This window comes from Streptomyces sp. NPDC059787 (assembly GCF_042732315.1).
Classification (GTDB): Bacteria; Actinomycetota; Actinomycetes; order Streptomycetales; family Streptomycetaceae; genus Streptomyces; species Streptomyces atrovirens.
This window is the reverse complement of the sequence record NZ_JBHWHX010000025.1, coordinates 1-25,811: the sequence shown is the minus strand read 5'-3', so window position 1 is coordinate 25,811 and position 25,811 is coordinate 1. Positions and strand designations below refer to the sequence as shown.

The window sequence follows — 25,811 nt, the reverse complement described above, 5'->3', positions numbered from 1 at the left end:
CGCCTAAGCCTACGACTCGGTACTTGAAGCCTTCAGGGAGCAGTCCTCGCACCGGCCGAAGATCGCGAAGTGCTTCATGTCGGTGTCGAACCCGAACTGCTCGCGCAGCTTGGCGGTGAACTCGGCGGCCACCGAGAGGTCGGCCTCGATCACGTTCGTGCAGTCCCGGCAGACCAGGTGGATGTGGTGGTGCCGGTCGGCGAGGTGGTACGTCGGAGCGCCGTGCCCGAGGTGGGCGTGGCTGACCAGCCCCAGCTCCTCGAGGAGCTCCAGCGTGCGGTACACGGTGGAAATGTTGACCCCCGACGCCGTCTTCCTCACTTCGCCGAGGATGTCGTCGGGGGTCGCGTGTTCCAGGGTGTCCACGGCTTCGAGCACCAGCTGCCGCTGCGGGGTCAGCCGGTAGCCGCGCTGCCTGAGGTCGCTCTTCCAGTCGGTGCTCACCACACCCACGAGTCTAGGGGGTGTCGTTCGGATCAGTCCGGAACCTCGTGGACGGAGGCCTACTTGAAGAAGGCGATCCCGTCGTCGGGCATGTCGTCGGGCAGGGCCTTGGCCCAGCGCTCGACCTCCTCCGGGGTGACGACCTTCTTCAGGTGCGCCGACATGTAGGGGCGCAGCTCGACCTCGGGGGTCTGCTTCTCGCCGACCCACATCAGGTCGCTCTTGACGTAGCCGTACAGCCGCTTGCCGCCGTTGTAGGGGCCCGAGGCGGCGGTGCGCGCGACCGCGTCCGTCACCAGGTCGATCTGCGGCTTCTGGTGGGCGAGCTCGCCGTACCAGATCTCGATGACGCCGTCGTCGCGGGTCATCGTCACCTCGACCTTGCGGTCCGCGTCGATCCGCCAGAAGCCGTGCTCCGACTCCAGCGGGCGGACCTTGTTGCCGTCGCCGTCCAGCACCCAGGTGTGGGAGGCGTACTCCAGGAAGTCCCGGCCGTCGTGGGTGAACGTGACCTCCTGGCCGAAGTTGCACTTCTCGGCACCGGGGAAGTCGTGCACGCCCGCGCCGGCCCAGTTGCCGAGCAGGAAGGCGAGCGGGACGAGGTCCTTGTGCAGGTCGGACGGGATCTCGATCATGAGCGGAACTTCCTGGCGTCGGTGATCAGCGCTGGCCCTGGTACAGCTTCTTCACGGTCAGCCCGGCGAAGGCGAGGACGCCGACGGCGACCAGGACCAACAGAATGGTGAAGAAGAGTTCCACGGAGTGCTCCTTGGGCGGGGGTGCGGTGGTGTGCACAGGGCCGGACCCCAGCTTACGCGGCCGGGTCCGGCCCTTGTCGTGCGAGGTGGTGCCTGCCGTGCCTCAGCCCAGCAGCTGGCTCTGCAGCACGACCGTCTGCCGGAACGGCACGGCGGGCGCGGTGCCCTTCCGGGACTGCAGCACGACGGCGAGGACGTCACCGGCGGCGAGGTAGGCCTGGCGGTCCTGTTCCTCCCCGTACGGCTCGGTCTCGACCTGGGCCGAGCGCTGGACCCCCGCGACCTCCGACTTCACCGGGAACGACTCGTCGTTGTCGACGCTCTCCGCACCCTTCACCGAGTAGGCCGAGGTGTACGAGAAGTGGGGCTTGAAGAAGGAGCCCTCCACCACGGCCGCGGTGTCGAACCGCAGCAGGTAGATCCTCGTCCGGGTGCCGTCCTCGGTCGTCCAGCCGCGGGCCGCGATGTGCCGCAGCCCGGCGTCGACGAGCTCCTGCCGGAAGGTGTCCCGGTCGTCCTCCTCCGCGTACTCCTCGAGGAAGTCGTCCGTCGCCAGCCAGCCGTCCTCGCCGCGCAGCGCCTTGTTCTCCTCGGCGCCCGCCGGGGCGGGCAGCAGGAGGGCGCGCAGGTCGGCGTGGTGGGTGCCGGCCGGGTTGGACTCCGCCTGCGGTCCGGGGCTGCCGGCGGGCAGCGGCGGCTTCGTCAGCTCCGGGTAGTCCCACCGCCCGTCGGACGCGGTCGCCAGGCCGGGTACGTCCGTCCGTTCCATCCGGGTGATCCCGTACGCCGTGCCCGCGCCGGCCACGGCGAGGACCACGACGGCGGCGGTCCAGCGCAGGGCGGCACGCAGCACCCGGCGGTCCTTGCGCACCGGCGGCCCGGAATCGGCCACCGCCTCCGATACGGCCGGTGCGGCCGGTGGCTCCGTGGGCGGGGCGGGTACGAGGGTCTGCGGCTGCTCGGTCATACGGCCTTCCCCGGTTCGTCGATACGGTCGAGCTGCTCGCGGAACAGGCCGGCGACACTCTTGGTGTCCAGCGGCTTCGCGCCGTTCGCGGTGAGGGTGACCAGGACGTTCCCGACACGGGCGGAGCACTGCATCATGTCGAGGTCGGTCTCCGCGTCCGCCGGCGGCAGGAAGCACTGGGCGTCCTTGTGGCCCTTGATCTCCGGCCCCTTGCGGAAGATGTCGAGGGCGTCGAGGAACTCGGTCTGGAACCGCGCGAAGTCCCGCACGGCCGCCTTGTTCTCCATCCGGGCGAGCACGATGCCCACGGTGTGGACCTCGTCCTCGTTGTAGACGCTGTTCGATCCGCTGGTGTAGCTGCGCATCGCCATGCCCTCGATGCGCCAGCTGTCGATCTCCTTCTCCAGCCGCTTGCGCTGGGAGCGCGGCAGATCGCTCAGCGACTCCTTCTGCAGCGCCGTGGCCCGGCCGCCGCTGAGCTGCGTGTCCGAGCCGAACTCGCCGAAGTCGGGCCCCTGGAACCAGTGGTCGTACCCGTACGGCACGAGCGTCCCGGCCAGCCCTTCCGGCTCGGCCTTCTTGCCCTCGGCCGCCGCCTCCTCCGGGAACTTCCACTCGGGCGCGGCGGCGTCACGGTCGGCGCCGTCCACGGTCACGACGGTGTACCCGACGCCCGTGACCACGGCCCCGGCCAGCAGCACGGAGCCGACGACGGACGCGACACGGCCCCACCGGACCGGCCGCTTCACGGGGGCCGCGGCGGGGGTGTCACCGGGGACGAGCGGAACGGGCGGGACGGGTGCCGGGCTCTGTGTCTCGTTCACAGCCGCTCCATCTGCCGCTCGGCCAGATCCATGATCATTTTCTTGGGGACGGGCTTGGTTCCGTTCACCCAGATCTCCATGGAGACGTCGCCGCGCCAGGCGTGCGCCTCCGCGCCGTACAGGGGCTCGTAGCCGGGTTCGGCGTAGGGGTCGTCGTGGACGTACACCCTGCCCTTCCCGGTGCCGGGGAGGGCCCAGCTGTCCGTGTCCTCCGCATCGGACGCCCAGTACTGGCTGTTCTCGACGTGGCCGGCGGCCGCCGGCTCCTCCTCCTGGCGGAACTGGACCAGCCGGATCTCCACGCTGTAGTCGTCGTCGTCGAGCCAGCCGACGACGGCCGCCCGGCGGAACCCGTCCATGGCCAGCTGTCCGAACATCGAGCCGGACTCCTCGTAGTAACCGGCGTACTCGGCGAGGTCCATCCAGCCGTCCTCGCCCATCGGCCAGTCGGGCTCCCGCGTGCCGCGCGGCTTCTTCAGCAGCAGCTCGCGCAGGTCGCCGTCGGTCCTCACGCGGCGGTCCCGGTCGGCCGACAGCGGCTCGGGCGCCTCGCCCTTCGACTGCGCGAGCACCGGCTGCGACAGCGGCGGCAGCCTGGTGGGCTCACGGTCGGCCTGGACGAGGTAGCCGGTGCAGGTGCCGGCGACCACGCCGAGCACGGCCGCGGCGGCGATCAGCACGGCCGTCCGCCCCCGCCGGCGTTTCCGGGGCACGCCCGGAGCCGGGACCTCCGGAGATTCCGGGGCCGGGACCTCCGGCGTTTCCGGAGTCTCGCCCACCGGTGTTTCCGGGACCTCGCCCACCGGTGTTTCCGGAGCCGGGACGGCCTCCGGTACATCCTCGGATCTCGGTGCATCCGGGGCGTCGGCTGCTTCTTCGGGTTGTTCCAAGACGTCCCCCACAAAAGGTGAAGCGCGTATTCCGTCCACGCGCGCACAGGAGACCCACAGGTGCCGGCCGAAGTTGTAGCGATCATGATTACGATTCGGTCATGGCGAAGAAGCTTGTGATCAAAGTGACCGCGGGAACCGACGCACCCGAGCGCTGCTCGCAGGCGTTCACGGTGGCGGCGGTGGCCGCGGCCAGCGGTGTCGAGGTCTCCCTGTGGCTCACCGGCGAGTCCGCGTGGTTCTCCCTGCCGGGCCGTGCGGCCGAGTTCGAGCTGCCGCACGCCGCCCCGCTGCCCGACCTGCTGGACACGATCCTGGCCACCGGCCGGGTCACCCTGTGCACCCAGTGCGCGGCCCGCCGCGACATCACCGAGAAGGACGTCGTCGAGGGCGTACGGATCGCCGGCGCGCAGGTCTTCGTACAGGAGGCGATGGCGGACGGGACGCAGGCGCTCGTCTACTGAGCGGCCCGCCCTACCGGGGCCGCTTCCTGCCGTCCAGCTCGTCCCACCACTCGTCGGACTTCGGGTCGCCGGACGGATCGTCCCACCATCGGTCCTCCGGCCCCCGCCGGTTGGCGATCATCGCCGCGACCGGCGGGATGACCATGGCCACGAGACACATGCCCACGGCCGCCGGCACCGACCACAGCCGCACCACGCCCCAGGCCAGGACGAACAGCCCGATACAGGTGCCCATCATGGCGAAGTAGACGTGCCGCCTGCGCGCGTACATGAGACCAGCGTAGGTCCGGGCACGCCGAAGGGCCGCACCCCGGGCGTCCAACCCGCGGGGTACGGCCCCTTGGCCGTTCCCGTGTCCTCAGACCGCGATCGCGACCTCGGCCAGACCGCCCTGCTGGGCGACGACCGTGCGGTCGGCGGTGCCGCCGGGCACCAGCGCGCGGACGGTCCAGGTGCCCTCCGCCGCGTAGAAGCGGAACTGTCCGGTGGCGGAGGTCGGGACCTCCGCGGTGAACTCGCCGGTCGAGTCCAGCAGACGGACGTAGCCCGTCACCGGCTCTCCGTCGCGGGTCACCTGACCCTGGATGGTGGTCTCACCGGGCTTGATCGTCGAGGCGTCCGGGCCGCCGGCCTTCGCACCGCACATGTCTTACTCCTGAAGGGGTCTGGAACGGTCGGTCGGGAGGGACTACTTGCCGGAGCCGAGCTCGATCGGCACGCCGACGAGGGAGCCGTACTCGGTCCAGGAGCCGTCGTAGTTCTTGACGTTCTCCACGCCGAGCAGCTCGTGCAGCACGAACCAGGTCAGCGCGGAACGCTCACCGATGCGGCACAGGGCGATGGTGTCCTTGGACAGGTCGACCTGCTCGTCCTCGTAGAGCGCCTTGAGCTCGTCGTCGGACTTGAAGGTGCCGTCGTCGTTGGCGTTCTTCGACCACGGGATGTTGCGGGAGCTCGGTACGTGGCCGGGGCGCTGCGACTGCTCCTGCGGCAGGTGGGCCGGGGCGAGCAGCTTGCCGGAGAACTCGTCGGGCGAGCGCACGTCGACGATGTTCTGGTTGCCGATGGCGGCCACGACGTCGTCGCGGAAGGCGCGGATGGACGCGTCCTGCGGCTTGGCCTTGTAGTCGGTCTTCGGGCGCTCCGGCACCTCGTCGCCGGGGACCAGCTCGCGGGCGTCGAGCTCCCACTTCTTGCGGCCGCCGTCGAGGAGCTTGACGTTCTCGTGGCCGTACAGCTTGAAGTACCAGTAGGCGTACGAGGCGAACCAGTTGTTGTTGCCGCCGTAGAGGACGACCGTGTGGTCGTTGCCGATGCCCTTGTCCGACAGGAGCTTCTCGAAGCCGGCCTGGTCGACGAAGTCACGGCGGACCGGGTCCTGCAGGTCCTTGGTCCAGTCGATCCGGATGGCGTTCTTGATGTGGTTCTTCTCGTAGGCGGACGTGTCCTCGTCCACCTCGACGATGGCGATGGTCGGGTCGTCCAGGTGCTCCTGGACCCAGTCGGCGTCGACCAGGACGTCGCTGCGGCTCATGCTTGTTCTCCTCCGGGGCAGTTGCGGCGGGGCGTGCGGGTGAGAGGGTGCGCGCGGCCTCACGGGGCCGGCGCACGGATGCCCTCAGCGGGGGCGGGGCGGGAACGCGGACGTCGACGTCCGCTCAGAAAGAACGACAGAGCATGGCGGCGACACGGCACAGGTCCACTGCCCGCCGCTTCGTGAGATCCGCCTGTCCCCCCGACCGGAGGACGCTCGTCTGATCCTGCATGAGTCCGATCGTAAGGAGGGACAGGCGGGCGTGTCACCGACGTGTCACATGGTGAGACACGATCGTCCGCAATACGGGATGACGCATCGCGGAAGCGACCCTCCGCGCTCCGCGGTCCCCCCGCTCCCCTTCCTCACATCTGCCCTGCGGACACCCCCGTCTCGCCTGTCGGACAACACCCCCGTCAAACCACTCCCTACCCGACCAGACGGACGTCGGAACCCTTCACCGTGATGTCCACGCCGTTCTCCGCCGCCTCGACCTTGTCCAGCCGGATGCCGCCGGGCAGTCCGTCGATCCTCTGCTCGAAGTCGGTGACCTGCCGCACGCTGGACTCGACGATCTCGACCCCGCCGAGCGCCGGCACCGAGTCGGCCTTCACGCGCACGGTGTCACCGTCCACGACCGTCACGGAGCTGAGTACGGAGACCGGCTCGGGCAGCTCGGCGCCCAGCACGGTGGCTTCCAGCGCGACCTTGATCTTCCCGTTGCCGCCGTCGGACAGGCCGACGACCCTGGCGGTGACGCCGGGGGCCACCCGGCCGGGCTCGGACCTGCCGGCCGTCTTCAGCAGCTCGTCGTAGGCGATGGTGGCCGTGCCGGTGGCGCTGTCGGCGACGGCGGAGCTGAAGTCGGTGGAGAAGTCGACGCCGTGCATGTCCGCGCGCAGGTCGGCGATGCGGATCCGCTTGGCGCCGTCGCCGGTACCGGCCTCGTAGTCCCGGATGCCCACTTCCACCTCGTCGAGGGTGCCGTCGGCGAGCTGGGTGAGGAAGGGGAAGCCGTTGATCGACACGTCGGGGGTGTTCGCCAGGTTCTCGGTCGCCTTCAGGCGGTCCGCCGCCTCGCCCTCGGCGAAGTTGACGGCCACGCGGTCGACGACGACGAAGATCCCGCCGAGTATCACGATGACGATGAGCAGTATTCGCAGTGCGCGCATGCGGTGGCCCCCACCTGGCGTTTGACGACGACGTCCGTCGACGACCGGGCGGCCGTCCCTGCGTGAGGGTAATGCCGAGGAGGGTGGGGGCCGGGGGATTGTGGATCACTTGTGACAGGGGGCCCGCCCGGCAGCCGTCAGGTGAGTACGCGGGCCAGGGCGTGGACCGCGGGGGCCGCCGCGGCCAGCGGCAGGGCCACGCCCGCCGTGAAGTGGACGAAGCGGGACGGGTAGTCGTAGGAGGCCGCCCGGTGGCCGATCAGCGCGCAGACCGCCGCGCCCGCACCGAGCACCGCCCCCGCCGAACCGTCGACGGCGAACCCCGCCCCCGCCGCCGCCAGCAGCGCGACCACCACGGACACCGGCGTCGGCAACGGCAGCGCCCGTGCCACCACCCCCGCCGCCACGGCCACCGCACCCACGGTCACCGCGGACGCGTCCGCCGCCAGGTACCCGCCCGCCGCGATCGCCAGCGCCGCCGCCACGACCGTCGCCATCAGGCCGTACATCCGCTCGTCGGGATCCGCGTGCGACCGCAGTTGCAGCACCAGCGACAGCAGCACCCACACCCCCAGCGTCCCCAGGATCGCCGCCGGCGACCGGTCGGACACCAGCAGCGCCGCGTCCGCGGCCAGCGCGCCGAGGAACCCCAGCGCGATGCCCTGCCGTGCCGGCCACATCCCGTTCAGCCGGAACCAGCCCGCCGCCGTGAGCCCCTGCAGCACCACCAACGGCACCAGCAGCGCGTACGTCCCCAGCGCCGCCCCGCCCGCCAGCAGCAGCCCCAGCAGCGCGGTGAGCGCCGCCGGCTGCATCCCGGGCTCGATGATCGGCGACCGCCCCTCGGCCCGCGCCCGCTGCGCGTCGGTGACACGCGAGTTCCCGGCCAGCGTGGCCGGCCCGTACTCGGGCCCGGCCTCAGGAGACACCGGAGCCGGAGCCGGAACCACCGGAGCCGGCTCCGGGTCCGGAGCCACCGGAGCCACCGGAGCCGCCGCCACCGGCGGCTGCATCTGCGTCTCCCACGTCTGCCCCTGCCACTGCTGCGTGTACTGCTGGTCCGCGTACGGATCCCCGTACGCCTGCTGCCCGGGCCACGCGCCCTGAGCAGCGGCCTGCTGCGGATCCTGGTACGACGGGTCGTACGCCCCGTACGGCTGGTTCGTCATCGCTCACCCTCCTGCGAACGGCGGAAGCACCTCGACCGTGCCGCCGTCGGCCAGCCGTACCGTCTCATGCGCGCGCTTCCCCACGGGACCACCGTCGACGAGGAACGAGCACCGCAGCAGCACGCGCGCGAGTTCGCCGGGGTGCCGCCCGCGCACCGCGTCGAGCGCCTCGGCGAGCGTGGCCGCCTCGTACGCCTCCTCGGCCACCCCGGCCGCGGCCTTGGCTGCGGCCCAGTACCGCACCGTGACCTTTGCCATCTGCTGATCCTCAATCGGTCGACGACGAACACCGTCAGGCTAGCCCGCCCGGTCCGCCACCCAGTCCCCGATCCGCTCCAGCAGCGCCTGAGGCGCCGCGTTCTCCGCGTGCCCCATGCCGGCCTCGACCCACAGCTCCCCGTGCCCGCCCGCGGCGGCCGCCAGCATCCGCGGGTGATCGAGTGGGAAGTACCCGTCCCGGTCCCCGTGCACGATCAGCAGCGGCGTGGGCGCGATCCGCGGCACCGCCTCGACGGGTGACAGCGGCACCGGGTCCCACTGTCGGTGGTGGATCCGCGTCCGCAGCCCGTACCGCCCAACGAGCCGCCCGGACGGCCGGGTCACCAGCCAGTGCAGCCGCCGCATGGGGGCGGTCCCCCGGTAGAACCACCGTGCGGGCGCGCTCACGGAGACGACGGCGTCGACCCGGGTGTCCCGGCCGACCGCGGCGTGCCGCAGCACCACCGAGCCGCCCATGGAGAACCCGACGGTGGCCACCCGCGCGTACCCCAGCTCACGCGCCCACCCCACCACCGCCGCGAGGTCGAGCACCTCCCGGTCCCCCACGGTCGACCGCCCGCCGGACGCCCCGTGCCCCCGGAAGGAGAACGTCACGACACCGCCGTACCGCGCGAAGGCCCGCGCCGCCCGCCGCACGTGCGGCCGGTCCGCGTCCCCGGTGAACCCGTGCGCGACCACGAACACGAGATCACCGGAAGAATCGGCCCCGGTCCCGGGTTCGTATACGGAATCGATCGCCACCCCGTCCGCAGTGCGCAGGAACGTCCGCAAAGGCTTACCGCCCCGCGTTACGTCAGCCGTCTCGGAATATGGACGAATGATGGATCGATCGGTGGATCGCGCCACATGACCTGCCGGACCGGTGCTCATGTCGGCTATTCTGCTGCGAAGAGGACTCGGGCAGTGAAGCCCCCGGGTCCTTTTGTGCTTTCGGAAGCGTTGTATACGAACGCGGGAAACCGCCGGTGTACGGGCCGTCGAACGCACGCAGCAATGCCGTAAACGTCCTCGCAGGGACCGAGGAGGAACCAGACGTTATGGGCGAGCGAACCGTGCACGAGCGAACGACGATGACGACCCGGGCCGGTGGGGTGCGATGAGCTCTCTGCTGCTCCTGACCAACGCGCTCCAGCCGTCGACGGAGGTGCTCCCCGCTCTCGGCCTGCTGCTGCACAACGTGCGGGTGGCGCCCGCGGAGGGCCCCGCCCTCGTCGACACCCCCGGCGCCGACGTGATCCTGGTCGACGGCCGGCGCGACCTCCCGCAGGTCCGCAGCCTGTGCCAGCTGCTGCGCTCCACCGGACCCGGCTGCCCCCTCGTCCTGGTCGTGACCGAGGGCGGCCTGGCCGCCGTCACCGCGGACTGGGGCATCGACGACGTCCTCCTGGACACCGCGGGCCCGGCCGAGGTGGAGGCGCGCCTGCGCCTCGCCATGGGCCGCCAGCAGATCGTCAACGACGACTCCCCGATGGAGATCCGCAACGGCGACCTGTCGGTCGACGAGGCGACGTACTCCGCGAAACTCAAGGGCAGGGTCCTCGACCTGACCTTCAAGGAATTCGAACTGCTCAAATACCTCGCGCAGCACCCCGGCCGGGTCTTCACCCGCGCCCAGCTGCTCCAGGAGGTCTGGGGCTACGACTACTTCGGCGGCACCCGCACGGTCGACGTCCACGTACGGCGCCTGCGCGCCAAACTCGGCCCCGAGCACGAATCGCTGATCGGCACCGTACGCAACGTCGGCTACCGGTTCGTCACTCCCGAGAAGCCCGAGAAGACGGAGAAGCCGGCCCGCGCCGCGGAGGACACCAAGGAGAGGACGGACACCGCGGAAGCGGCGGAATCCAAGGTGTGATACGCCCTGCCCGTACCGGGTATATCCGCGTAGACTCCGCGCGTGGCCAAGGTAACCAGGGATGATGTGGCGCGGCTGGCGGGGACGTCCACCGCCGTCGTCAGCTATGTCATCAACAACGGACCCCGGCCGGTCGCCCCGGCCACGCGCGAGCGCGTCCTCGCCGCGATCAAGGAGCTGGGGTACCGGCCGGACCGGGTCGCCCAGGCGATGGCCTCGCGGCGCACGGACCTCATAGGCCTGATCATCCCGGACGCCCGTCAGCCGTTCTTCGGCGAGATGGCGCACGCGGTCGAGCAGGCCGCCTCCGAGCGCGGGAAGATGGTCCTGGTCGGCAACACGGACTACATCGCCGAGCGCGAGGTCCACTACCTGCGGGCCTTCCTCGGGATGCGGGTCTCCGGCCTGATCCTGGTCAGCCACGCGCTCAACGACCAGGCCGCCGCGGAGATCGAGGCGTGGGACGCCCGGGTCGTGCTGCTGCACGAGCGCCCGGAGGCGATCGACGACGTCGCCGTCGTCACCGACGACCTCGGCGGCGCCCAGCTCGCCGTGCGCCACCTGCTGGAACACGGCAACGAGTACGTGGCCTGCGTCGGCGGCACCGCGGAGACCCCCGCCGTCGGCGACCCGGTCTCCGACCACGTCGAGGGCTGGCGGCGCGCGATGGAGGAGGCCGGGATACCGACCGAGGGCCGCCTCTTCGAGGCCCCGTACAACCGCTACGACGCCTACCGGGTCGGCCTGGAGATCCTCTCCGGACCGGACCGTCCGCCGGCGGTCTTCTGCTCCACCGACGACCAGGCGATCGGCATCCTGCGCGCCGCGCGGGAGCTGCGCATCGACGTGCCGGGGGAGCTGGCGGTCGCCGGGTTCGACGACATCAAGGAGGCGGCGCTCGCGGACCCGCCGCTGACCACGGTCGCCTCCGACCGTTCGGCGATGGCCCGCTCGGCGGTCGACCTCGTCCTGGACGACGGCGTACGGGTGGCGGGCTCGCGCCGCGAGCGGCTGAAGGTGTACCCGTCCCGGCTGGTGGTACGCCACTCCTGCGGCTGCAAGTAAGGGGGCCCCGTCGGCCGGGGCCCCGCCGGCCCCCACCGCGGCCCCGTCGGCCTTTATATCGGGCATACGAGGTTCTGCCGGGCTTCTCAGCACACACTCAGCTCGCTCTCATGGTCGGGCGCGAGGCTCTGTGCCATGACCGAGAGCCTCCGCCCCAGCGGCGAGTACGGAAGCCCCGCCCCGGTGAACCCCGAGTGGCCGCCCCCGCCGGCGTACGCGCCGCCCCAGCAGCCCGTGCAGGAGTTCACGCAGGAGCCCGCCCCGCAGCCCTCCTCGGCGTTCACGCAGGAGCCCGCCCCGCAGCCCTCCTCGGCGTTCACGCAGGGGCCCGCCCCGCAGCCCGCGAAGAGGAAGCGTGCCCGGGGTCCGGCGGCCCTGCTCGCCGCCGTGGCGATCGTCGCGGCGGCCGTGGGCGGCGGCACCGCCTACGGCGTGCAGGAGCTGACCGGCAACGACACGGTGGCCGCCGGCTCGACCAGCACCAACGTCGTACCGTCGAGCCAGAAGGGCACGGTGTCCGGCGTCGCGGAGGCGGTCAGCCCGAGCATCGTCGAGATCAACGCGTCCTCGAACGCCGGCTCCTCCACCGGCTCCGGTGTGATCATCACGTCCGACGGCGAGATCATCACCAACAACCACGTCGTGTCCGGGGCCTCGTCGATCGAGGTGCGGACCAGCGACGGCAAGACGTACACGGCGGAGACCGTCGGCACCGACAGCAGCAAGGACCTCGCCCTGATCAAGCTCCAGGACGCCTCCGGGCTGCAGGCGGCCACCCTCGGCGACTCCGGCGGCGTCCAGGTCGGTGACCAGGTCGTGGCGATCGGCTCCCCCGAGGGCCTCACCGGCACGGTGACCAGTGGCATCGTCTCCGCCCTCGACCGTGACGTGACGGTCTCGACGGACGAGAGCGAGGGCCAGCAGCAACAGCGGCAGGGCGGCGGCTGGCCGTTCGAGTACGGCGGCCAGGAGTTCAACGGCGACACGGGGAGCTCCACGACCACGTACAAGGCGATCCAGACCGACGCGTCCCTGAACCCGGGCAACTCCGGCGGCGCGCTGATCGACATGAACGGCAACATCATCGGCATCAACTCCGCGATGTACTCGGCGAGCGGCAGCGGATCGTCCTCGTCCGACGCGGGCAGCGTGGGCCTGGGCTTCGCCATCCCGGTCAACACGGTCAAGTCGGACCTGTCGGCGCTGCGCTCCGGCTCGACGAACTGACGCGCCGCCCGGCGGCCGTGCGAGGCTGAAGGCCTGAAACCGTAGAGAGCCGTGAGGAACCCCTAGCCCATGAGCCCCGCAGAAGGCGACCGTGATCCCCAGCGCATCCTGATCGTCGACGACGAGCCGGCGGTGCGCGAAGCGCTCCGGCGCAGCCTGGCCTTCGAGGGGTACGGCACCGAGGTCGCCGTCGACGGCGCGGACGCCCTGGAGAAGGCGGCGGTGTACCGGCCCGACCTGCTCGTCCTGGACATCCAGATGCCCCGGATGGACGGTCTGACCGCCGCCCGCCGCATCCGCGCCACCGGCGACACCACTCCCATCCTGATGCTGACCGCCCGGGACACCGTCGGCGACCGGGTGACCGGCCTGGACGCGGGGGCGGACGACTACCTGGTCAAGCCGTTCGAGCTGGACGAGCTGTTCGCCCGTATCCGCGCGCTGCTGCGCCGCAGCTCGTACGCGGCGGCGGTGGCCGCCTCCGCCGAGTCGGACGACGTCCTCTCCTTCGCCGACCTGCGCATGGACCTGGCGACCCGCGAGGTCACCCGCGGCATCCGGCGGGTGGAGCTGACCCGTACGGAGTTCACCCTGCTCGAGATGTTCATGGCGCACCCGCGCCAGGTGCTCACCCGTGAGCAGATCCTGAAGGCGGTCTGGGGCTTCGACTTCGAGCCCTCGTCCAACTCGCTCGACGTGTACGTCATGTACCTGCGCCGCAAGACCGAGGCGGGCGGCGAGCCGCGCCTGGTGCACACGGTGCGGGGGGTGGGGTACGTGCTGCGGCAGGGCGGCGCGGAGTGAGCGGGCTGGTCCGCCGCGTCCGCGCCCTGCCCATCCGGGCCCGGCTGTCGCTGCTGGTGGCGGCGGCGGTGGCGTTCGCGGTGGCGGCGGTGTCGGTGACGTGCTGGTTCATCGTGCGGGGCAAGCTGTACGACGAGGTCGACGACGATCTGAAGTCGTCGGTCATCGAGCTCCGGCCGGAGGAATTCAGGCAGCTCACCGACAACTGTGTCCAGGAGCCGGCCGACACCGACACCATCGGCCCGCGCAGCACGCAGTACGCTCAGCTGGTGCGCTCGGACGGCAGCGTGTGCCTGTTCCCGAACTCCGCGGCCGCGGTCGACGTCACCGGCGGTGACAAGAAGGTGGCCGAGAACCCGGACCCGGGCAAGGGCGTCTTCCGCGACGGCACCGACAGCGACGGCGAGCGGATCCGCGTCCTGACGACGGCCGTCACCATCAAGACCGGTCCGGTGGACCGGGGCGTGGTCCAGGACTACGCCTTCGTCGTCGCCCTGCCGCTGGACAACACCCGGTCCACGCTCAACGAACTGGCGCTGCTGCTGCTCCTGGTCTCCGGTGTCGGCGTGCTCGGCGCCTCGGCCGCCGGCCTCGCGGTGGCCCGGACCGCCCTGCGTCCCGTGGACAAGCTCACCGAGGCCGTCGAACACGTCGCCCGCACCGAGGACCTCACCGTCCGCATCCCCGTGGCGGACGACTCGGAGGACGAGATCGCCCGGCTCTCCCGCTCCTTCAACTCCATGACGTCCGCCCTCGCCAGCTCCCGCGACCTCCAGCAGCAGCTCATCGCGGACGCCGGCCACGAGCTGCGCACCCCGCTCACCTCGCTCCGCACCAACATCGAACTCCTCACCCGCAGCGAGGAGACGGGCCGTCCGATCCCGGAGGACGACCGCAAGGCCCTGCTCGCCTCCGTGAAAGCGCAGATGACGGAACTGGCCGCGCTCATCGGCGACCTTCAGGAGCTGTCCCGCCCGGACACCGGCCAGCACGCGGGCCGTGCGCAGATCGTCGCCTGGCAGGACGTCGTCGAGTCGGCCCTGCGCCGCGCCCGGCTGCGCGGCCCGGAGCTGACCATCACGGCGGACGTCCACCCCTGGTACGTACGGGCGGAGCCGTCCGCGCTGGAGCGGGCGATGGTCAACATCCTGGACAACGCGGTGAAGTTCAGCCCCGAGGGCGGCACGGTCGACGTGCGCCTGACCGACGGCGTCCTCACCGTCCGCGACCACGGCCCCGGCATCCCCGCCGACGAACTCCCGCACGTCTTCGACCGGTTCTGGCGCTCCCCGAGCGCCCGCGCCCTCCCGGGCTCCGGCCTCGGCCTGTCCATCGTGGCCCGCACGGTGCAGCAGGCGGGCGGCGAGGTGTCCCTGACCCGCGCGGACGGCGGCGGCACCACGGCCACGGTCCGCCTGCCGGGCGCCCCGACCCCACCGCCGGAGGTTCCTTAGCGAAGACGGCGGCAACCTTTCCGTGCCGGGCGGCGACCGATCGTCGTCCCCTCCCCCACACGGAACGGATCGCCGCATGAGCGAGCACCGCAGCAGGGCCCGGCACCGCAGGTCCGGGAAGTTCCTGGCCGTCGGCCTCCCGCTGGCCCTGACCACCGCCGGAGTCCTGGCGTACGGCACCGACTTCGTCCCCCAGCAGGCGTCCGCCGCGACGACGGCCGCCCCCGCCTGGGCCACCGCCGCCGCCGACGGCTTCGCCTCCGTCAACGCGCTCGGCCAGAACGGCACGTACGGCGGCCGGGACGGACAGACCGTCACCGTCCGGACGCAGGCGGACCTGGAGAAGTACGCCACGGCCGCCGAGCCGTACGTCATCGTCGTGGCCGGGACGATCACGATGAACCCGGTCGGCAAGGAGATCAAGGTCGCCTCCGACAAGACGATCGTGGGCTCCGGCACGTCCGGGCACATCGTCGGCGGCGGCTTCTTCCTCGGCCAGGGCGTCCACAACGTGATCATCCGCAACCTGACGATCCGGGACGCCTACCAGGGCATCTGGAACGACAAGGAGCACGACTTCGACGCGGTCCAGATGGACGGCGCCCACCACGTCTGGATCGACCACAACGACCTGCGGAACATGGCGGACGGCCTGATCGACGTCCGCAAGGACAGCACGTACGTGACGGTCTCCTGGAACAGGCTGAGCCAGAACAACAAGACGTTCGGCATCGGCTGGACCGAGAACGTGCTGACCGACATCACGATCCACCACAACTGGATCCGCGAGACCGAACAGCGCAACCCCTCCACGGACAACGCCGCCCACGCGCACCTCTACAACAACTTCCTCGAGGACGTCGCGAACACGAGCATCAACTCCTCGTACGGCAACTACTCGCGCGGCGGCACCCGGATGGTCCTGGAGAACAGCTACTTCCAGGGCATGAAGAACCCGGTCATCAAGGACACGACGGCGACGATCGTCCAGCGCGGCAACGTCTTCTCGGGCACGTCGGGCCGCAACGAGAGCGGCGGTACGGCGTTCGACCCGAAGGCGTACTACTCCTACACGCTCGACAAGGCGGCGGACGTGCCGGCCCTGCTCAAGTCGGGCACGGGCCCGCGCTCGACCATCGGCACGACGGCGTCGGCGTCGGCGTCGGCGTCGGCGTCGGCGTCGGCGTCGGCGTCGGCGTCGGCGGAGGTCTCGACGAAGGCCGCGGCGGCCACCACCCTCACCGTCGCCAAGGACGGCAGCGGCCAGTACAGGACGGTCCAGGCCGCGGTGAACGCGGTCCCCGCGAACAACGCCTCCCGTGTCGTCATCTCCATCAAGCCGGGCACGTACCGCGAGACGGTCAAGGTCCCGTCGAACAAGCCGCACGTCACCTTCCAGGGCACCGGCGGCAGCCGCAAGGACACGGTGATCGTCTACAACAACGCGTCGGGCACGCAGAAGCCGGACGGATCGGGCACGTACGGCACCTCGGGCAGCGCCACGGTCGCCGTCGAGGCCGACGACTTCCAGGCCCGCAACCTGACCGTCTCCAACGACTTCGACGAGGGCGCCAACCAGTCCCTCTCCGGCCACCAGGCGGTCGCCCTGCGCACGGCGGCCGACAAGGTCTTCCTCGACGGCGTGATCGTCGAGGGCGACCAGGACACCCTCCTGCTCGACACGGCCGCCAAGGACAAGCTGGGCCGGGTCTACGTCACCAACTCCTACGTCGTCGGGAACGTCGACTTCATCTTCGGCCGGGCGACCGCGGTGGTCGACCGCTCGGTCATCACCCTGAAGAAGCGCTGGGACGGCTCCTCCGCCGGCTACGTCACGGCCCCGAGCACGGCCGCGAACCGCAAGGGCTTCCTCATCGCCAACTCGACGGTGAACGGCAGCGTCTCCGACCGCACCTTCTACCTCGGCCGCCCCTGGCACGCCGGCGGCGACGCCTCCCTGGACCCGCAGACCACGGTCCGCAACACCAACCTCAGCGCCGCGGTCCGCACCACGCCCTGGACCGACATGAGCGGCTTCTCCTGGAAGGACGACCGCTTCGCCGAGTACAAGAACACGGGCTCCGGCGCGGGTTCGGCGAGCAGCAACCGCCCGCACCTGACGGACGCCCAGGCGGCCGACCAGGAGGTCGCCGACTGGCTGGCGGGCTGGACGCCCACGGCGTCCTGAACCCGCCTCCTGCAACAGGCCCCACGCCGTCCTCGGCGTGGGGCCACCCATTCTTACCACCACTGGTAGGATTCACCGCATGAGCGGTAGTAAGAAATACTCGATCAGCCTGCCCGAGGACCTCGCCGAGGCTGTGCGCGCCCACGTCGGCCCTGGCGGGTTCTCCGCTTACGTGGCCGAAGCCCTCGAGCACCGGGTCGCCATGGACAAGCTTCGCGAGATCGTCGCCGACTTCGAGACCGGTGACGACGAGCTCACCCGTGAGGAGGTCGAGGCCGCCCGCGCACTGCTGCGCCACGACCACCGGCAGTCCGGCAGGACCGCCGCCTGATGCCCGGCACCCTCCTGCTCGACAGCGAAGGGCTCTCGAAGCTCTACAAGAAGGACCGTGCCGTCGTGGCCTTCGTACAGGCCGCCTCGGAAGAGGGCGTCCGCGTGGCCACCAGCGCCATGACGGCACTCGAGGCCGACTACGAGCGCATTCACCCCGCCCGCATCACATGGGTCCTCTCGCGCGTGGACGTACACGACGTCACCAAGGCGGTCACGGACCACGCCGCGGCCCTCCTGCGCACCCACCACCTCCACGGCCACAAGTACGCCATCGACGCCGCCCTGGCCGCCATCGCCCGCACGGCACCCCAGCCGGTCACCGTCCTCACGTCCGACCCCGAGGACCTGATGCTCCTCTGCGGCCCCGCCGTAGAGGTGCTCAAGGTGTGACCCGGTCGCCTCCCCGTCAAGGCGGCGCCCTCCGCTTCCGCACGGCGAACGATCAGCCGCGCGTGGCCTCTTCGGCCGGCGGCGGGTTCCCCCGGGCGACGGCCTCGGCCTCCTCGAACCTGCCTTCCCGCAGCAACAGATGGAGCTGCTTCAAGGTGGCCGCTTCCCGCGAGCCGCCCCGTATCAACCGCGCGATCTTCACAGCCCGTGAGGCTACGTCGAAACCCCGGGCCAGGACTGCCGTCGGCGGCTGCCGAGCTCCGTGACGAAGGACGCCCACGAGGCCGAGCCGAAGACGATCACGGGACCGTGCGGGACCTTGCTGTCCCGCACGGGGACGAGGCCGACGTGGCCGTCGGCCACCTCGACGCAGTTCGATGCGCCCCCGTCGCTGCAGGACGACTCGCGCCACACCGCGTCGGCCAGGCCGGGGACCCTGTTCATGGTGCGCACTCCTTCGGAAGGCCCTCGATGAACGCCCTCGACTCGCTGGAGGAGACACTGCGCATCGCGGCCGGCCGGGGAGCGCGCATCCCCTGCCCGCTCGAGTGAGCCGTGTGGCACGGTGGGCGCATGTCGACACCACCGGACGGGCTGCCCGTCTACCGCGTACTGACCGGTCCCGACGACTCGGCCTTCTGCCACCGGGTGAGCGAGGCGCTGGAGAGGGGATACCTGCTGCACGAAGGGCCGTCGGTGACCTTCGACGGTGAGCGGGTGATCGTCGCGCAGGCGGTCGTGTGGCCCGGGTAGGCGGCCCTACCGCAGAGTGATCTCCCCGCCTACCCCTTTCTCGCGCGCCGCGGCAAGGACCAGAGCCGCGGCGGCGGCGTCCTGCACCGCCACGCCGACCGATTTGTACAGGGTGATCCGGTCGTCCGACTCCCGGCCCGGTCTGCTGCCCGCGACCAGCTCCCCCAGTTCGGCGTGGACGTGGTCCGGTGTGATGACACCGTCGCGGATCGGCGTCAGCAGGTCGTTGCTGCCGGTCGGGAACGGGGCCAGCGCGGCCTCCCGCGATTCGACGCACACCAGGGCCTCGGCCACGGTGGCGTCGTCGATCTCGCGGCCGGCCGGGTTGTAGCCCACCGACGTGATGTGCGCTCCGGGTGTGATCCAGGCGCGGCGGACGACGGGTTCCACGGCGTGGGTCGTGGCGGCGACGATGTCCGCGCCGTCGAGCGCCTCGGCGTAGTCGGCCGCCGCCCGCACCTCGGTGTCCAGTTCGGCCGACAGCTCGCCGACCAGGGCGGCCACCTTCGCCGGGTTCCGGCCGGCGACGCGGATCTGCCCGATCGGGCGCACCCTGCACATCGCGCGGGCGTGGGCACGGGCCTGCACACCGGTCCCCAGGACGGCCAGCACCGACGCGTCCGCCCGCGCGAGCAGCCGCGCGGACAGCGCCGAGCAGGCGCCGGTGCGGGCCGCGGTGATCGCCGTACCGTCCAGCAGCGCGAGGGGCTCGCCCGTGCCGGGGTCGTACGTCACGATCAGCGCCTGGTGGGTCGGCAGCCGGGTGCCCGCGTTGTGCGGGAAGAGGGAGACCAGCTTGCTCGCGAGCACCCCGGCCGAGGGCACGTAGCCGGGCATGGCGGCCAGGAAGCCCTCGCGCTCGGGGACGAGTGCGGCGATGCGGCCGGGCGCGGAGGCGCGTCCGGCGCTGAGATCGGCCATCGCCTCGGCCAGCGCGTCGATCAACGCGTCCAGGTCGAGCAGTTCCTCCACCTGAGCACGTCCGAGCACCAGCATGTGGCTCACCTCCTGTCGACGGCCGTCCGTCGAAGCGTGACCCGCCGCGCCTGTCGTCCCCCGCAGGACGCGCCGCCGAGAGCGGTCGGATGCGTCGGGGCCGGTACGAGGCGGTGAACGCGCTCGTACCGGCCCCGTCAGTGCTTACCGCACGATCGTGATGCGGTCAGCCTTCGGCGGGGCGAGCGGGGAGGTCGCCGTCGAGTTGGCCGTCAGGTACTGCTCCAGGGCCGCCAGGTCGTCCTCGCCGACCAGGTCGTTCGTGCCCTGGCCCAGGGTCGGGAAGCCGTCGCCGCCGCCCGCGAGGAAGCTGTTCGTCGCGACGCGGTAGGTGGCGGACGGGTCGATGGGCGAGCCGCCCAGCCGGATCGAGTCCGTGACGACGCGGTCCGCGCCCGTCTTCGTCAGGTCCAGGGTGTAGGTCAGGCCGGAGGAGATCTGGAGGATCTTCGGGGCCGCCTCGTTCGCGCCGCTGACCTGCTCCTTCAGGGCCTGGATGACCTGCGCGCCCGTGAAGTCCTGGAGGTTGACCGTGTTGGCGAACGGCTGGACGGTGAAGCCCTCGGCGAAGGTCACCACACCGTCGCCCTCCGCACCGCCGGCCGCGTAGGTGAGCGACGCGCGGATGCCGCCGGGGTTCATCAGCGCCAGGTCGGTCTCCGCGTCCAGCGTCCGGCCGTACTCCAGCTGCGCGTCGGCGATCAGGTCACCGAGCGGGGACTCGGTGCCGTCCTTCACGATGTCACCGGAGATGTAGCCGATCGCGCGGTTGCCGATGGGGGCGGCGAGGGTGTTCCACTCGTCGATCAGGCGGGTCATGTCGGGCGCCTTGGGGACGTCCCGGCTGACCACGTGGTTCGCGGACTTCACGGCCGTACGGGCGATGTCACCCGTCGCGCGGTCGTAGGTCAGCGTGGTGTCCGTGTAGAGGCGGCCGAAGGACGCGGCCGAGGTGACCGTGCGGGGCTTGCCCGCCGGGTCGGGGATCGTGCACACGTACGCGTTGTGGGTGTGGCCGGTGACCAGCGCGTCCACCTGGGGCGTGATGTTCTTCGCGATGTCCGCGATCGGGCCGGAGATGCCGTCGCCGGCACCCGGGGAGTCGCAGTCGTAGTTGTAGGAGGACGAGGCCGGGAAGCCGCCCTCGTGGATGAGCGCGACGATCGACTTCACGCCCTGGCGCTGGAGCTCCTTGGCGTACTTGTTGATCGTCTCGACCTCGTCCTTGAAGGCGAGGCCCTTCACGCCCTCCGCCGAGACGATGTCCGGGGTGCCCTCCAGGGTCACGCCGATGAAGCCGACCTTGACGCCCTGCTTCTTCCACACCCAGTACGGCTTGAGGAGGGGCTTCTTCGTCTTCTCGTCCAGGACGTTCGCCGCCAGGTACGGGAAGTCGGCGCCCTTGAACCCCTTGTCGGTGTAGCAGCCCTCGTCCGGGTGGCAGCCGCCGTTCTGGAGGCGGGCCAGTTCGGCCGCGCCCTCGTCGAACTCGTGGTTGCCGACGCTCGTCACGTCCAGGTCGAGCTTGTTCAGCGCCTCGATGGTGGGCTCGTCGTGGAAGAGGCCCGAGATGAGCGGGGACGCGCCGACCATGTCGCCGCCGGCGGCGGTGACGGAGTAGCGGTTGCCCTTGCGCGCCTCGCGCAGGTGGGTGGCGAGGTACTCCACACCGCCCGCGTCGACGGTCTTCGTCGTGCCGTCGGGCTGGAGTTCGGTGACCCGGCCCGAGGAGCCGGACGGCGGCTCCAGGTTGCCGTGCAGGTCGTTGAAGGACAGCAGCTGCACGTCCTGGTAGCGGCCGGGGTGGGACTTGTCCTTGTCCCCGTGGTTCTCGCCCGCCGTCGCCGACCCGGGCAGGGCGGCCGCGGCCAGCGCGCCGGCGGTGAGCACACCGGCGGCGGTCGCGAGGAGACGGTTCGTACGGCGTCTGCGGCGCTGGTGGTGCGCCGGGGATGTGGCTGGCATGCGCCCCCCTGAGGGTACGAGTGGGTACCGGCGCAGCCTAGAGTCAACGCGCGTAGCGCGACAGGGTGTTCAAGGTTACGGCCTGGTTTAACTTTCGCCGACACCGTTGCCGTCCGTTTTGCGCCCGCCTCCCTTTAACCTCGTACGCATGACCAGCGACGACTTCGCACGGCCCGGCCGCCCCCGCTCGCTCCAAACGTATGCCGCGCTCGGCCCCGGGCAGACCGGGACGGTGCTCGCCCTGCTCGCCGAGGCCGCCCGGACCGACGGACAGCAGGCGGTGTCCGAGCAGGGGCGGTTGCAGCTGCGCGGCGGGGAGCGGGACGGGGTCTCGCACCTGCTGCTCTCCGTCGACGACGAACTCGTCGGATACGCCCAGCTGGAGGACACCGATCCGGTGGAACCGCCCGCCGCCGAACTGGTCGTGCACCCCTCGTACCGGGGCCACGGGCACGGGCGGGCGCTCGGTTCGGCGCTGCTCGCCGCCTCCGGGAAGCGGCTGCGGGTGTGGGCGCACGGCGGTCACTCCGCCGCCCGGCACCTCGCGCAGGTCCTCGGGCTGACGCTGTTCCGGGAACTGCGGCAGATGCGGCGGCCGTTGGCCGGCTTCGACCTGCCCGACCCGGTGCTGCCGGAAGGCGTGACCGTACGGACCTTCGTGCCGGGCCGGGACGACGCCGCCTGGCTCGCGGTGAACGCCGCCGCGTTCGCCCACCACCCCGAGCAGGGCGCCCTCACCCAGCGCGACCTCGACGACCGCAAGGCCGAGGCGTGGTTCGACCCCGAGGGGTTCTTCCTGGCGGAGAAGGACGGCCGGCTCGTCGGCTTCCACTGGACCAAGGTGCACGCGGCGGAGCGCCTCGGTGAGGTGTACGTCCTCGGGGTGAACCCCGACGCCCAGGGCGGCGGCCTCGGCAGGTCACTGACCACGATCGGGCTGCGGCACCTGGCGGCCCGGGGCCTGCCGACGGCCATGCTCTACGTCGACGCCGACAACAAGGCGGCGGTCTCCGTCTACGAGCGGCTGGGCTTCGTCACGCACGAGACGGACCTGATGTACCGGACGGAGACCTGAGCCCGCGGAGGGTGACGCGGCGCCTCGGTTCCGTCGCGCACACCGCGCCCACCAGCAGCGCCGCGCACAGCAGTACCGCCCAGCGGTCGTGGCCCGCCGCCCACCTCGTGTCGTCCGGGGTCGTGAACAGCGCCCAGCTCCCGGGGGTCAGCAGCGGGCCCAGGACCGACCCGACGAGCAGGAACGCGGCGACCGCCTGACCCGGCCGGGCGCCGTCCCCGCGGCGGATCGCGAACGCCGACCCGGCCAGGGCGAGGGCGAGGGCCGTCGCCGCCTCCAGGGTGATCGCGGCGACCGGGGGGCGTACGGGTGCGGGCACCAGGAGCAGCGCGGCGGTCCACCACACGGCGGCGACCGGGGCCACGAGGAGGACGCGCAGTCCGTGGCGGACGGCCCGCCGGATGGGGACGGCGGCGGTGGTGTGCCGGGCCGGGTCGTCCAGCACGAAGGCCGCTCCCAGCGCGAAGGCCACGGCGGACGCCCGCAGCACGTTCAGCGCCAGCCGGCCGTCCGCCCCCTCGCCCGTCAGCCTCGGCACGGCGGCGAGCAGCAGGCCCAGGGCCCCGGCCGCTCCGATCGCCCTCCAGGGCATGGTCCGTACGGTCGGCCGCAGCAGAGCCGTGTCAACGGTCCTCACAGGCACTCGTCCTTCGCCTCCGGTTCGTCCAGGCCCAGCAGTCGCGCGACCCGGTCCGTCGTCACCTCCGGGGCCGTCAGCTCGGCCCAGTGCGCCTTCACCTTCGCGGCGGTCCCGTCCTTCGGACGTCGCAGCAGCTCGCGCACCACCTCCGTCTGCGCGGCGGTCATGGACAGCGGGTTCGTCTGCGAGAGGACGACCGCGGAGCCCATGTCGCTGTCGTCCAGGCGCACCCGCCGCAGGTCCGACATCGGGTCGGGCCGGTCGGCGAGCGCCAGCCACATCACGGCGACCATCCGGCCGTCGCACATCCCGCCCGCCTTCGCCTCGGTGCCCGTGACCAGCACACCGGCCACGGCGACGGCGAACTCCGGAACCCGGTTGCCGCCCCAGGCCGTGCCGACGGTGACCTCGCCGACGCGGGTGGCCGGGTCGATCGCCGCGTCGCCGTCCAGGCCGTACCGCGCCTCGACGCGCTGCCGTACGACGAGCGGCCGGTCCTGCGCGGTACCGCCCGCGAGGGAGCGCACGCTCTCCAGGACCTCCGCCCAGTCGTCGGTGCGCGCTCCCCACTCCGGGAAGGCGCAGTACGTCGTGGCGTCCCGCTCGGCGCACCGCTGCTCCTTCTCCGGGGCGACGGAGTACCGCGTACGCGCCTCCGTCGTCTCCGGCGACACGCCCTGGGACTGGGCCACCGCGCCCACCAGGGTCAGCGCCACCGCCCCGGCGACGCCCGCCCGCACGGTCCGCAGCCGCGCGCCCCCGGAGACCAGCACCGCGAGCAGGGCCGCGCTCAGCGCGAGACCCGTGAGGTAGAGGGCGTGCCAGGCGGCGGGGCGGCCCAGCAGTTCGGACGGCAGCGTGTTGGAGGTGTTCTCGCCGACCGTCAGCGACAGCCACCGCGTCCAGTCCTCGCCACCGGCGTCGGTGATCAGCAGGGAGAAGACCAGGAGGACGACGAGCAGCAGCGGGGCCGCGAAGGGGGCGGCCAGCAGCCGGCCCAGCAGCACCCCGAGGGCACCGAGCACCAGGACGGACAGCGGCCCGGCCAGCAGCTCGCCCGGCGAACCGTGTCCGACCGCGCCGGGCTTGAGCGCCTCCCAGGTGAACTGGCCGGCCACGCACACCCCGGTGAGCAGCGCGACGGCCGCGACGGACAGCAGATGCGCGGCCGTACGGCGCCACGGCTGGACCACCAGCACGTCGAGGTGCCGGTCGGTGTCGTACCGCCGGGAGCGCAGCACGGCCTGGTTGACGCAGAGCAGCACCGCGAGGCCGACGAGCAGGGGCGCGTTCTGGGTGGCGCGGTCGGCGTCCTGCAGCGCGGGGAAGCCGTCCCAGGAGGTGCGGGTCTTCCACACCGTCACGCCGAGGTACACCGAGAAGGCGATGAGGACCGGCACCCGCAGCAGGAGCCGGCGCGTCTCGAAGCGGGCCAGGGTGAGGACGGCCGCCCAGGAGGCGCGGGGATCGGCTGCCGTGACCGTGGCGGCCGGGGTCCCGGTGGTGAGGGTGGTCATGCGGCCACCTCCGTGTCCGTGCCGTCGAGGCCGTCGAGGGTGAGCAGGTAGCCGTCCTCCAGGGTGGGTTCGAGGAGGTCCGCGCCGGCGGGCGGGTCGCCCACGTTGCGGAAGGTGCCGAGCCCGGTGCGCCAGCCGGCCTTCGCGCCCGGGTCGCGTTCGGTGCTGCTCCACACCCGGCCGGCGGCCCGCGCGGTCAGCTCGGCGGGGGTGCCGTCGAAGCGGACGGTGCCGTCGGCCAGGACGACGACCCGGTGGCAGAGCATCGCCACGTCCTCGGTCTGGTGCGTGGACAGCAGCACCGTGCGGCCCTCACCGGCCCGCGCGATCAACTCCCGGAATCGCATCCGCTGTTCCGGGTCGAGTCCGACGGTGGGCTCGTCGAGGACGAGGAACGCGGGATCGCCGACGAGCGCCGCCGCCAGCGCCACCCGCTGCCGCATACCGCCGGACAGCTTGCGGATCCGCTTGCCGCGTACGTCGCCGAGGCCGGCCTCGTCGAGCACCCTGCGCACCTCGCGGTGGCGGGCGGCGCGGTCGGTGAGCTCCTTGAGGATCGCCACGTAGTCGACGAACTCGAAGGCGGTGAAGTCGGGGTGGAAGCCGGGCGTCTGCGGCAGATAGCCGAGGCTGCGCCGGACCTCCTGCCGGCCGCGCGAGGTGCCCGGGTCGTGACCGAGCACCGTGAAGGAGCCCCGGTCGGCCGGTACGGCGGTGGCGAGCACCCGCAGCAGCGTGGTCTTGCCCGCGCCGTTGGGCCCGAGCAGCCCGGTGACACCGGCGGACAGCCGCAGCGACACGTCGTCGAGGGCGCGGACACCGCCGTAACGGAGGCTCAGCCCGGAGGCGGAGACGGTGGGGGTCATACGGAACTCCCGTACAGGTGTGGACAGGTGGACGGAGTCGAAGGCGGCCGACCACCCCGGCACCCTGTCGGGGCGGGCCCCGGGGGGGGGGGGGACCCGGGGCCCCCCGTGGGCCCGGGGGGGCGCCCGGCGGGGGGGGGGGGGGGCCCCCCCCCCCCCCCCCACCCCCCCCCGCGGGGGCG

General features: G+C 71.9%; 32 protein-coding genes. 11 read left to right on the top strand and 21 right to left on the bottom strand.

The features are described from left to right. Positions 1-9 precede the first annotated feature (9 nt). From ACFV5H_RS23090 to ACFV5H_RS23065, 6 genes are all read right to left on the bottom strand, one after another. Positions 10-447: a Fur family transcriptional regulator gene (locus tag ACFV5H_RS23090; RefSeq protein WP_385050542.1), complete on the bottom strand. Its 438-nt coding sequence runs from the start codon at positions 445-447 to the stop codon at positions 10-12. Between the two features lie 56 nt (positions 448-503). Beyond that, entirely contained in the window at positions 504-1,079 is a 576-nt protein-coding gene (locus tag ACFV5H_RS23085; protein ID WP_385050540.1) for an FABP family protein, read from the bottom strand. Between the two features lie 25 nt (positions 1,080-1,104). Continuing rightward, positions 1,105-1,239: a hypothetical protein gene (locus tag ACFV5H_RS23080; protein ID WP_385197115.1), complete on the bottom strand. Its 135-nt coding sequence runs from the start codon at positions 1,237-1,239 to the stop codon at positions 1,105-1,107. Positions 1,240-1,305: 66 nt separating this feature from the next. After that, entirely contained in the window at positions 1,306-2,169 is an 864-nt protein-coding gene (locus ACFV5H_RS23075; RefSeq protein WP_385197058.1) for a hypothetical protein, read from the bottom strand. Beyond that, positions 2,166-2,993: a hypothetical protein gene (locus tag ACFV5H_RS23070; protein ID WP_385050537.1), complete on the bottom strand. Its 828-nt coding sequence runs from the start codon at positions 2,991-2,993 to the stop codon at positions 2,166-2,168. The genes ACFV5H_RS23075 and ACFV5H_RS23070 overlap by 4 nt, the downstream gene beginning before the upstream one ends. Continuing rightward, a complete protein-coding gene (locus ACFV5H_RS23065; RefSeq protein ID WP_385050535.1) occupies positions 2,990-3,706 on the bottom strand; it encodes a hypothetical protein in 717 nt (238 codons plus the stop codon). Before ACFV5H_RS23065 ends, ACFV5H_RS23070 begins: the two co-directional genes overlap by 4 nt. Positions 3,707-3,984: 278 nt before the next feature. On the opposite strand from ACFV5H_RS23065, the gene ACFV5H_RS23060 reads away from it, so the two are divergent. Then, positions 3,985-4,347 carry a DsrE family protein gene (locus tag ACFV5H_RS23060; protein WP_385050533.1) on the top strand — a complete coding sequence of 121 codons (363 nt, stop codon included), beginning with the start codon at positions 3,985-3,987 and terminating at the stop codon, positions 4,345-4,347. Between the two features lie 10 nt (positions 4,348-4,357). Here ACFV5H_RS23060 and ACFV5H_RS23055 read toward each other — a convergent pair whose 3' ends face one another. The 8 genes from ACFV5H_RS23055 to ACFV5H_RS23020 form a co-directional block, all read right to left on the bottom strand. Beyond that, positions 4,358-4,618, bottom strand: a complete 261-nt coding sequence (locus tag ACFV5H_RS23055; RefSeq protein WP_385197056.1) for a DUF3099 domain-containing protein — start codon at positions 4,616-4,618, stop codon at positions 4,358-4,360. Positions 4,619-4,705: 87 nt separating this feature from the next. Further along, complete coding sequence (locus ACFV5H_RS23050) at positions 4,706-4,993, bottom strand: DUF1416 domain-containing protein (protein WP_004986406.1); 288 nt, start codon at positions 4,991-4,993, stop codon at positions 4,706-4,708. A 42-nt stretch (positions 4,994-5,035) separates the two neighbouring features. Further along, positions 5,036-5,881 (bottom strand): sulfurtransferase, encoded by an 846-nt coding sequence (locus ACFV5H_RS23045; RefSeq protein ID WP_385050530.1) that lies wholly within the window; start codon positions 5,879-5,881, stop codon positions 5,036-5,038. A gap of 124 nt (positions 5,882-6,005) precedes the next feature. Continuing rightward, complete coding sequence (locus tag ACFV5H_RS23040) at positions 6,006-6,113, bottom strand: putative leader peptide (protein WP_352380029.1); 108 nt, start codon at positions 6,111-6,113, stop codon at positions 6,006-6,008. A gap of 196 nt (positions 6,114-6,309) precedes the next feature. Next, complete coding sequence (locus tag ACFV5H_RS23035; protein WP_385050528.1) at positions 6,310-7,053, bottom strand: DUF2993 domain-containing protein; 744 nt, start codon at positions 7,051-7,053, stop codon at positions 6,310-6,312. Positions 7,054-7,190: 137 nt separating this feature from the next. After that, the gene (locus ACFV5H_RS23030) at positions 7,191-8,222 is read right to left on the bottom strand and encodes a hypothetical protein (protein ID WP_385197054.1); all 1,032 of its coding nucleotides are present in this window, start codon (positions 8,220-8,222) and stop codon (positions 7,191-7,193) included. A 3-nt stretch (positions 8,223-8,225) separates the two neighbouring features. Then, positions 8,226-8,480, bottom strand: a complete 255-nt coding sequence (locus tag ACFV5H_RS23025; RefSeq protein ID WP_385050524.1) for a MoaD/ThiS family protein — start codon at positions 8,478-8,480, stop codon at positions 8,226-8,228. Between the two features lie 39 nt (positions 8,481-8,519). After that, complete coding sequence (locus tag ACFV5H_RS23020) at positions 8,520-9,371, bottom strand: alpha/beta hydrolase (RefSeq protein ID WP_385197052.1); 852 nt, start codon at positions 9,369-9,371, stop codon at positions 8,520-8,522. A 226-nt stretch (positions 9,372-9,597) separates the two neighbouring features. Between ACFV5H_RS23020 and ACFV5H_RS23015 the strand changes: the two genes are divergently transcribed. The 8 genes from ACFV5H_RS23015 (at position 9,598) to ACFV5H_RS22980 (ending at position 17,817) form a co-directional block, all read left to right on the top strand. Further along, positions 9,598-10,356: a response regulator transcription factor gene (locus ACFV5H_RS23015; protein WP_385050519.1), complete on the top strand. Its 759-nt coding sequence runs from the start codon at positions 9,598-9,600 to the stop codon at positions 10,354-10,356. A gap of 42 nt (positions 10,357-10,398) precedes the next feature. Then, complete coding sequence (locus ACFV5H_RS23010) at positions 10,399-11,421, top strand: LacI family DNA-binding transcriptional regulator (protein WP_385050517.1); 1,023 nt, start codon at positions 10,399-10,401, stop codon at positions 11,419-11,421. Between the two features lie 135 nt (positions 11,422-11,556). Further along, complete coding sequence (locus ACFV5H_RS23005; protein WP_385197049.1) at positions 11,557-12,648, top strand: S1C family serine protease; 1,092 nt, start codon at positions 11,557-11,559, stop codon at positions 12,646-12,648. Positions 12,649-12,717: 69 nt separating this feature from the next. After that, on the top strand, positions 12,718-13,452 hold the full coding sequence (locus ACFV5H_RS23000) for a response regulator transcription factor (RefSeq protein ID WP_385050513.1): 735 nt from the start codon (positions 12,718-12,720) through the stop codon (positions 13,450-13,452). Then, the gene (locus tag ACFV5H_RS22995; protein ID WP_385050511.1) at positions 13,449-14,906 is read left to right on the top strand and encodes a sensor histidine kinase; all 1,458 of its coding nucleotides are present in this window, start codon (positions 13,449-13,451) and stop codon (positions 14,904-14,906) included. The genes ACFV5H_RS23000 and ACFV5H_RS22995 overlap by 4 nt, the downstream gene beginning before the upstream one ends. Before the next feature lie 76 nt (positions 14,907-14,982). Continuing rightward, on the top strand, positions 14,983-17,094 hold the full coding sequence (locus ACFV5H_RS22990; RefSeq protein WP_385197046.1) for a pectinesterase family protein: 2,112 nt from the start codon (positions 14,983-14,985) through the stop codon (positions 17,092-17,094). Positions 17,095-17,173: 79 nt separating this feature from the next. Continuing rightward, a complete protein-coding gene (locus tag ACFV5H_RS22985) occupies positions 17,174-17,425 on the top strand; it encodes a hypothetical protein (RefSeq protein ID WP_217128737.1) in 252 nt (83 codons plus the stop codon). Further along, the gene (locus ACFV5H_RS22980; protein WP_385050507.1) at positions 17,425-17,817 is read left to right on the top strand and encodes a DNA-binding protein; all 393 of its coding nucleotides are present in this window, start codon (positions 17,425-17,427) and stop codon (positions 17,815-17,817) included. The genes ACFV5H_RS22985 and ACFV5H_RS22980 overlap by 1 nt, the downstream gene beginning before the upstream one ends. 52 nt (positions 17,818-17,869) lie before the next feature. On the opposite strand, the gene ACFV5H_RS22975 is transcribed toward ACFV5H_RS22980, so the two are convergent. After that, entirely contained in the window at positions 17,870-18,019 is a 150-nt protein-coding gene (locus tag ACFV5H_RS22975) for a hypothetical protein (RefSeq protein ID WP_385050506.1), read from the bottom strand. An 11-nt stretch (positions 18,020-18,030) separates the two neighbouring features. Further along, positions 18,031-18,261 carry a DUF397 domain-containing protein gene (locus ACFV5H_RS22970; protein ID WP_385197044.1) on the bottom strand — a complete coding sequence of 77 codons (231 nt, stop codon included), beginning with the start codon at positions 18,259-18,261 and terminating at the stop codon, positions 18,031-18,033. 129 nt (positions 18,262-18,390) lie between these two features. On the opposite strand from ACFV5H_RS22970, the gene ACFV5H_RS22965 reads away from it, so the two are divergent. Further along, positions 18,391-18,570, top strand: a complete 180-nt coding sequence (locus ACFV5H_RS22965) for a DUF1737 domain-containing protein (protein WP_371243186.1) — start codon at positions 18,391-18,393, stop codon at positions 18,568-18,570. A 6-nt stretch (positions 18,571-18,576) separates the two neighbouring features. Here the strand turns inward: ACFV5H_RS22965 and ACFV5H_RS22960 are convergent, their stop codons facing one another. Continuing rightward, positions 18,577-19,566: an ornithine cyclodeaminase family protein gene (locus tag ACFV5H_RS22960; protein ID WP_385050502.1), complete on the bottom strand. Its 990-nt coding sequence runs from the start codon at positions 19,564-19,566 to the stop codon at positions 18,577-18,579. A 144-nt stretch (positions 19,567-19,710) separates the two neighbouring features. Continuing rightward, positions 19,711-21,531: a bifunctional metallophosphatase/5'-nucleotidase gene (locus ACFV5H_RS22955; protein WP_385050500.1), complete on the bottom strand. Its 1,821-nt coding sequence runs from the start codon at positions 21,529-21,531 to the stop codon at positions 19,711-19,713. A gap of 148 nt (positions 21,532-21,679) precedes the next feature. On the opposite strand from ACFV5H_RS22955, the gene mshD reads away from it, so the two are divergent. After that, positions 21,680-22,606, top strand: a complete 927-nt coding sequence (gene mshD / locus ACFV5H_RS22950; RefSeq protein WP_385050498.1) for a mycothiol synthase — start codon at positions 21,680-21,682, stop codon at positions 22,604-22,606. Here the strand turns inward: mshD and ACFV5H_RS22945 are convergent. The 3 genes from ACFV5H_RS22945 to ACFV5H_RS22935 are packed head-to-tail and all read right to left on the bottom strand — an operon-like array spanning position 22,566 to position 25,629. Then, positions 22,566-23,243 carry an ABC transporter gene (locus tag ACFV5H_RS22945; protein WP_385050496.1) on the bottom strand — a complete coding sequence of 226 codons (678 nt, stop codon included), beginning with the start codon at positions 23,241-23,243 and terminating at the stop codon, positions 22,566-22,568. The two genes, mshD and ACFV5H_RS22945, sit on opposite strands and share 41 nt — an antisense overlap. After that, positions 23,240-24,763: an ABC transporter permease gene (locus tag ACFV5H_RS22940; RefSeq protein ID WP_385050494.1), complete on the bottom strand. Its 1,524-nt coding sequence runs from the start codon at positions 24,761-24,763 to the stop codon at positions 23,240-23,242. Before ACFV5H_RS22940 ends, ACFV5H_RS22945 begins: the two co-directional genes overlap by 4 nt. Continuing rightward, a complete protein-coding gene (locus ACFV5H_RS22935) occupies positions 24,760-25,629 on the bottom strand; it encodes an ABC transporter ATP-binding protein (protein WP_385050492.1) in 870 nt (289 codons plus the stop codon). The genes ACFV5H_RS22940 and ACFV5H_RS22935 overlap by 4 nt, the downstream gene beginning before the upstream one ends. Between the last annotated feature and the right edge of the window lie 182 nt (positions 25,630-25,811).

Excerpts from the sequence above, each read along its gene's own strand:
- ACFV5H_RS23085 (WP_385050540.1), bottom strand. The coding sequence starts at position 1,079 with ATGATCGAGATCCCGTCCGACCTGCACAAGGACCTCGTCCCGCTCGCC.
- ACFV5H_RS23075 (WP_385197058.1), bottom strand. The coding sequence starts at position 2,169 with ATGACCGAGCAGCCGCAGACCCTCGTACCCGCCCCGCCCACGGAGCCA.
- ACFV5H_RS23060 (WP_385050533.1), top strand. The coding sequence starts at position 3,985 with ATGGCGAAGAAGCTTGTGATCAAAGTGACCGCGGGAACCGACGCACCC.
- ACFV5H_RS23055 (WP_385197056.1), bottom strand. The coding sequence starts at position 4,618 with ATGTACGCGCGCAGGCGGCACGTCTACTTCGCCATGATGGGCACCTGT.
- ACFV5H_RS23050 (WP_004986406.1), bottom strand. The coding sequence starts at position 4,993 with ATGTGCGGTGCGAAGGCCGGCGGCCCGGACGCCTCGACGATCAAGCCC.
- ACFV5H_RS23045 (WP_385050530.1), bottom strand. The coding sequence starts at position 5,881 with ATGAGCCGCAGCGACGTCCTGGTCGACGCCGACTGGGTCCAGGAGCAC.
- ACFV5H_RS23040 (WP_352380029.1), bottom strand. The coding sequence starts at position 6,113 with ATGCAGGATCAGACGAGCGTCCTCCGGTCGGGGGGACAGGCGGATCTC.
- ACFV5H_RS23035 (WP_385050528.1), bottom strand. The coding sequence starts at position 7,053 with ATGCGCGCACTGCGAATACTGCTCATCGTCATCGTGATACTCGGCGGG.
- ACFV5H_RS23030 (WP_385197054.1), bottom strand. The coding sequence starts at position 8,222 with ATGACGAACCAGCCGTACGGGGCGTACGACCCGTCGTACCAGGATCCG.
- ACFV5H_RS23025 (WP_385050524.1), bottom strand. The coding sequence starts at position 8,480 with ATGGCAAAGGTCACGGTGCGGTACTGGGCCGCAGCCAAGGCCGCGGCC.
- ACFV5H_RS23020 (WP_385197052.1), bottom strand. The coding sequence starts at position 9,371 with ATGAGCACCGGTCCGGCAGGTCATGTGGCGCGATCCACCGATCGATCC.
- ACFV5H_RS23015 (WP_385050519.1), top strand. The coding sequence starts at position 9,598 with ATGAGCTCTCTGCTGCTCCTGACCAACGCGCTCCAGCCGTCGACGGAG.
- ACFV5H_RS23005 (WP_385197049.1), top strand. The coding sequence starts at position 11,557 with ATGACCGAGAGCCTCCGCCCCAGCGGCGAGTACGGAAGCCCCGCCCCG.
- ACFV5H_RS23000 (WP_385050513.1), top strand. The coding sequence starts at position 12,718 with ATGAGCCCCGCAGAAGGCGACCGTGATCCCCAGCGCATCCTGATCGTC.
- ACFV5H_RS22990 (WP_385197046.1), top strand. The coding sequence starts at position 14,983 with ATGAGCGAGCACCGCAGCAGGGCCCGGCACCGCAGGTCCGGGAAGTTC.
- ACFV5H_RS22985 (WP_217128737.1), top strand. The coding sequence starts at position 17,174 with ATGAGCGGTAGTAAGAAATACTCGATCAGCCTGCCCGAGGACCTCGCC.
- ACFV5H_RS22980 (WP_385050507.1), top strand. The coding sequence starts at position 17,425 with ATGCCCGGCACCCTCCTGCTCGACAGCGAAGGGCTCTCGAAGCTCTAC.
- ACFV5H_RS22970 (WP_385197044.1), bottom strand. The coding sequence starts at position 18,261 with ATGAACAGGGTCCCCGGCCTGGCCGACGCGGTGTGGCGCGAGTCGTCC.
- ACFV5H_RS22965 (WP_371243186.1), top strand. The coding sequence starts at position 18,391 with ATGTCGACACCACCGGACGGGCTGCCCGTCTACCGCGTACTGACCGGT.
- ACFV5H_RS22960 (WP_385050502.1), bottom strand. The coding sequence starts at position 19,566 with ATGCTGGTGCTCGGACGTGCTCAGGTGGAGGAACTGCTCGACCTGGAC.
- ACFV5H_RS22955 (WP_385050500.1), bottom strand. The coding sequence starts at position 21,531 with ATGCCAGCCACATCCCCGGCGCACCACCAGCGCCGCAGACGCCGTACG.
- mshD (WP_385050498.1), top strand. The coding sequence starts at position 21,680 with ATGACCAGCGACGACTTCGCACGGCCCGGCCGCCCCCGCTCGCTCCAA.
- ACFV5H_RS22940 (WP_385050494.1), bottom strand. The coding sequence starts at position 24,763 with ATGACCACCCTCACCACCGGGACCCCGGCCGCCACGGTCACGGCAGCC.
- ACFV5H_RS22935 (WP_385050492.1), bottom strand. The coding sequence starts at position 25,629 with ATGACCCCCACCGTCTCCGCCTCCGGGCTGAGCCTCCGTTACGGCGGT.